Here is a 4,763-nt window from a genome sequence, read left to right on the forward strand (position 1 = left end):
CCAGCCTGGTCATCGACGTGACGGCAGGGGAGCGCACCCTGTTCGGCGCCGACTCGATCGCGTTCCTGCTACAGCCACACCCCGGCTCGGCCGCGCGGCCGCTGGGGAAGGGCGCGTCGGGCGGTGAACTCTCCCGGGTGATGCTCGCAATCGAAGTGGTGCTGGCCGCCGTCGACCCCGTACCGACCTTCGTGTTCGACGAGGTGGACGCGGGAGTGGGCGGCAAAGCGGCGGTGGAAATCGGGCGACGACTCGCCATGCTCGCCGAACACGTCCAGGTGATTGTGGTCACCCATCTGCCCCAGGTGGCGGCGTTCGCGTCCCAACACATCAGGGTGACCAAGAACGTGTCGGCGACCGCCGCCGGCGACGGTGTCACGGCCAGCGACGTCGAAGTCCTGCCCGAAGCGGAGCGGGTGCGGGAGCTGGCACGCATGCTTGCCGGGCAGGAGGAGTCGGCGTCGGCCCAGGCACACGCCGAGGAACTGCTCGCAGACGCAGCGCGGACCGCCTCGAAGTGCTAGGCTCGAACTCCGTGGTGCAATCAACAAATTCCCGGTTCCAGAAGTCCGCCAAGACTACCAAGCACGTCTTCGTGACGGGTGGCGTAGCCTCCTCCCTCGGGAAGGGACTCACCGCTTCAAGCCTCGGTCATCTTCTCCGTGCGCGTGGCTTATCAGTCACGATGCAGAAGCTCGACCCGTATCTCAACGTGGACCCGGGCACCATGAACCCGTTCCAGCACGGCGAGGTCTTCGTGACCGACGACGGCGCTGAAACGGACCTCGACATCGGCCACTACGAGCGTTTCCTCGATGAAAGCCTTGACGGCTCGGCGAACGTCACGACCGGCCAGATCTACTCGACGGTCATCGCCAAGGAACGCCGCGGCGAATACCTCGGCGACACCGTCCAGGTCATCCCGCACATCACCGACGAGATCAAGCGCCGGATGCGGTTGCCTTCCGAACCCGTCGAAGCCAAGAAGGCGCCCGACGTCATCATCACCGAGATCGGTGGCACCGTCGGCGACATTGAGTCGCAGCCGTTCCTTGAGGCTGCCCGCCAGGTACGCCAGGACATTGGCCGCAACAACGTGTTCTTCCTGCACGTCTCCCTGGTGCCCTACATCGGCCCCTCCCAGGAACTGAAAACGAAGCCAACCCAGCACTCGGTGGCGATGCTCCGATCCATCGGCATCCAGCCGGATGCCATCGTGATCCGCTCGGACCGCGAAATTCCGGACGCCATGCGGGAAAAGATCGGTCGCATGTGCGACGTCGACGTCGACGCCGTCGTCAATGCCGCCGACGCCGCGAGCATCTACGACATTCCGAAGACCCTGCACGCACAGGGCCTCGACGCGTACATTGTGCAGGCCCTTGACCTGAAGTTCAAGGACGTCAACTGGACCAAGTGGAACAAACTTCTCGACGCCGTCCACCACCCCAAACACACCGTCGAAATTGCCCTGGTGGGCAAGTACATCGACCTGCCGGACGCCTACCTGTCGGTGACTGAGGCGCTGCGCGCTGGCGGTTTCGCCAACAAGTCCAAGGTGATCATCCGCTGGGTGCCCTCGGACGACTGCGACACCCCCGAAGGAGCGGCGCAGGCCCTCGACGGAGCCGACGCCATCTGCGTGCCGGGCGGCTTCGGTATCCGCGGCCTCGAAGGCAAACTCGGTGCCCTCAAGTACGCCCGAGAAAACTCGGTCCCCACGCTGGGACTCTGCCTCGGGTTGCAGTGCATGGTCATCGAATACGCCCGCAACGTGGTGGGCCTTGAAGGCGCATCCTCGAGTGAGTTTGATCCCGACACCGAGTTCCCGGTCATCGCGACCATGGCCGAGCAGTTGCACATTGTCGACGGCGACGGCGACATGGGCGGCACCATGCGCCTCGGCCTGTGGGAAGCGAAGCTCGACGAAGGTTCAGTGGTGGCCCGCACCTACGGGAAAACCACTGTGAGCGAACGCCACCGCCACCGCTACGAGGTCAACAATGACTTCCGTGAGCAGATCTCGGCCGCCGGCATGGTGTTCTCCGGAACGTCCCCCGACGGCAAGCTGGTCGAGTTTGTTGAACTGCCAAAGAGCGTCCACCCGTACTATGTGGCCACCCAGGCGCACCCCGAGCTGAGCTCACGCCCCACCCGGCCGCACCCGCTGTTCGCCGGACTGGTAAAGGCTGCACTGCTCCGCCGCGGGGTCAAGGCCTAACATGAGCCAGGGGGCGGACATGGACGAATCGGCGCAGCCGCTGGGTGACCAGCAGAGCCCCCGGCGTTTGCTGGACTCCACGGTGGTCTACGAGGGCAGGATCTGGAACGTCGTCAGCGACACGTTCTCCCTAACCGATGACGGCCACGGCGAACCGCTGGTGCGTGACTATATCGAGCATCCCGGTGCTGTGGCGGTATTGGCCCTGAACGACGCCGGGCAGGTGCTGTTGATCAACCAGTACCGCCACCCGGTGCGGATGACGCTCTGGGAAATCCCGGCGGGCCTGCTCGATGTTCCTGATGAGGACTTTGTGGCGGCTGCAGCGCGGGAGCTCGCCGAGGAGGCGGACCTCACTGCTGAGCGGTGGAACGTCCTGACCGACCTGTTCCTGTCACCCGGGTCCTCCAGTGAAGCGTTGCGTATCTATCTGGCGCGGGGCGTCGCGGAGATCCACCCTGATGCGCGCCACGAACGCACCCACGAGGAAGCCGAAATTGAGCTGGCGTGGGTTGACCTGGACGAGGCAGTCGCCGCCGTCCTGGCCGGTAGAATCCACAGCCCTTCGGCAATCGCAGCGATTCTCGCCGCGTCAGTGGCACGGAACTCCGGCTACGAACAACTGCGACCCGCCGACGAGCCCTGGCCTGAACACTCCAGCCAGCACCACACCTGGCCCAACGGATCGGTCCTGAAGGGCTGACGATGGCGGTTCCTGCAACGAGGACCGCAGTGGACGAGCTGCGGGAAACCGGCCCCGGACGGCTCATGAGCGAATACCTTCAGCACATGGCAGTGGAACGTGGCCTGTCGGTCAACACCCTTGCCGCGTACCGGCGTGACCTGTTGAGGTATCACCGGTTTCTGGCGGCCCGTTCAGTCACCGACGTGCAGCGGATCACCCGGCATGACATCTCGGCGTTCGCGCAGGCCCTGTCCACCGGTTCTGATGGCCTCGCCCCGTTGAGTCCGCGGTCCGCCGCGCGCACCGTGGTCGCGGTCCGTGGCCTGCACCGGTTCTGGGCCCTCGAGGGCATCTGTACCGCCGATCCCGCCCACGACATTCACCCTCCCATCGCCGGTAAGCGGCTCCCGAAAGCCATCTCGGTCGATGAGGTGACCCGCATCCTCGAGGCCGTGAACACGGACACCCCGGGTGGACAGCGGGACCGGGCGCTGCTGGAATTCCTGTACTCCACCGGCTCCCGGATCAGTGAGGCGGTCGGGCTCGACGTCGACGACGTGTCGGTGGATGCGGCTCTGGAAGGCCCCGCCGTCGTCCGCTTGTTCGGCAAGGGGTCCAAGGAGCGGATGGTGCCGTTGGGGTCGTACGCGGCGAAGGCCATTGACTCCTACCTGGTCCGGGCCCGGCCAGCCCTGTCCGCCAACGGTCGGGGTAACCCGGCACTGTTCCTGAACCTGCGCGGTGGGCGACTGAGCCGGCAGAGTGCGTGGACCATCCTGAAGTCGGCGGCCGAGAAAGCCGGTGTGACCCGCGAGGTGTCGCCGCACACCCTGCGGCACTCCTTCGCGACCCACTTGCTGGAAGGCGGCGCTGATGTGCGGGTGGTGCAGGAGCTGCTCGGCCACGCCTCGGTCACCACCACCCAGGTGTACACCCTGGTTACTGCGGATACCCTCCGCGAGGTATATGCTGCTGCGCATCCACGCGCTCTCTGATCCGCGGAGTCGATGTAACCTCAGCGAGCCAGCTGGAAACTAACTGTGCATGAACAGGTTACTCACTTCAGGGGGGCCAATGTTGCAGCATGACGAAGGTTTTTTTGCCGCAATCCACAGAGAGCATCGCCCGCGCGTTTTCAACTACATTCACCGCAGGGTCAACAGCCGTGAAGCCGCTGATGAGCTGACCAACGACGTCTTCCGCGTCGCCTGGCAACGCAACCCGGACCCTGCAGATCTGACCATCGCGTGGCTGCTGGCCGTCGCCCACCACCTGATTGGCAACGAGTACCGACGGCGTGAGCGCTCCGAGCAGCTGATGCAACGGATTCGTTCCACGGCGGTGCTGCAATCGAGGACCGCGCAAAGCGCCCAGCAGCACACGGTGGCCGAGGCACTCCTCGGGCTGCGGGACAGGGAACGGGAAATCCTGCTGCTCGCCTACTGGGATGACCTGAGCTTGGCGGATATCGCCCAGGTACTGGCCTGCAGCCCATCCGCCGCGAAAGTTCGCCTGCACCGGGCACGCAAAGCGTTCGCCGCCCAGCTGCCCACCGCAATGATGGCCGAGGGAGTTGCCTGAAATGGACCGCATCGAAAACCTGATCCGGGGACTGGACCCGGTCCGTGCTGAGGGCCGGGCGAATGGAGCTGCCGATTCCCAGCCGGCTTCGGAAGCGGACGAAGACGCCGGGGTGTTCAGCGACGACCGCCCAGTGGTGGTGCCGCTGGCGCGGCGGCGAACCGTCGTCCTCGTGCTTGCCGGTGCCGCTGCGGCAGCGGCTGTGGCCGGCGCGATCGTGGTGGGCAGCTCCATGGGTGTCCTGGGTCCGTTGCCGGCGGGCACCACTGATCCGGA

At 65.5% G+C, this 4,763-nt stretch carries 5 protein-coding genes and 1 pseudogene (1 of these 6 cut by a window edge); all 6 read left to right on the forward strand.

Translation table 11 applies throughout. From position 1 onward, the window contains the following. Nucleotides 1–524: pseudogene (gene recN, locus K728_RS19520) on the forward strand (DNA repair protein RecN); it begins 1,214 nt to the left of the window's first position. Continuing rightward, the gene (locus tag K728_RS0113855; protein ID WP_019483359.1) at nt 518–2,221 is read left to right on the forward strand and encodes a CTP synthase; all 1,704 of its coding nucleotides are present in this window, start codon (nt 518–520) and stop codon (nt 2,219–2,221) included. Before recN ends, K728_RS0113855 begins: the two are co-directional and overlap by 7 nt. Nucleotide 2,222: 1 nt before the next feature. Next, on the forward strand, nt 2,223–2,924 hold the full coding sequence (locus tag K728_RS0113860; protein WP_024477074.1) for an NUDIX domain-containing protein: 702 nt from the start codon (nt 2,223–2,225) through the stop codon (nt 2,922–2,924). Between the two features lie 2 nt (nt 2,925–2,926). Continuing rightward, nucleotides 2,927–3,901, forward strand: coding sequence for a site-specific tyrosine recombinase XerD (xerD, locus tag K728_RS0113865; RefSeq protein WP_024477075.1), 975 nt, complete (start codon nt 2,927–2,929; stop codon nt 3,899–3,901). A gap of 79 nt (nt 3,902–3,980) precedes the next feature. Next, nucleotides 3,981–4,487, forward strand: coding sequence for an RNA polymerase sigma factor (locus K728_RS0113870; protein ID WP_024477076.1), 507 nt, complete (start codon nt 3,981–3,983; stop codon nt 4,485–4,487). Nucleotide 4,488: 1 nt separating this feature from the next. After that, a partial coding sequence (locus K728_RS19525) for a hypothetical protein (RefSeq protein WP_035748189.1) occupies nt 4,489–4,763 on the forward strand: 275 nt, incomplete at its 3' end.

Source organism: Arthrobacter sp. CAL618, assembly GCF_000468215.1.
Taxonomy (GTDB): Bacteria; Actinomycetota; Actinomycetes; order Actinomycetales; family Micrococcaceae; genus Arthrobacter_D.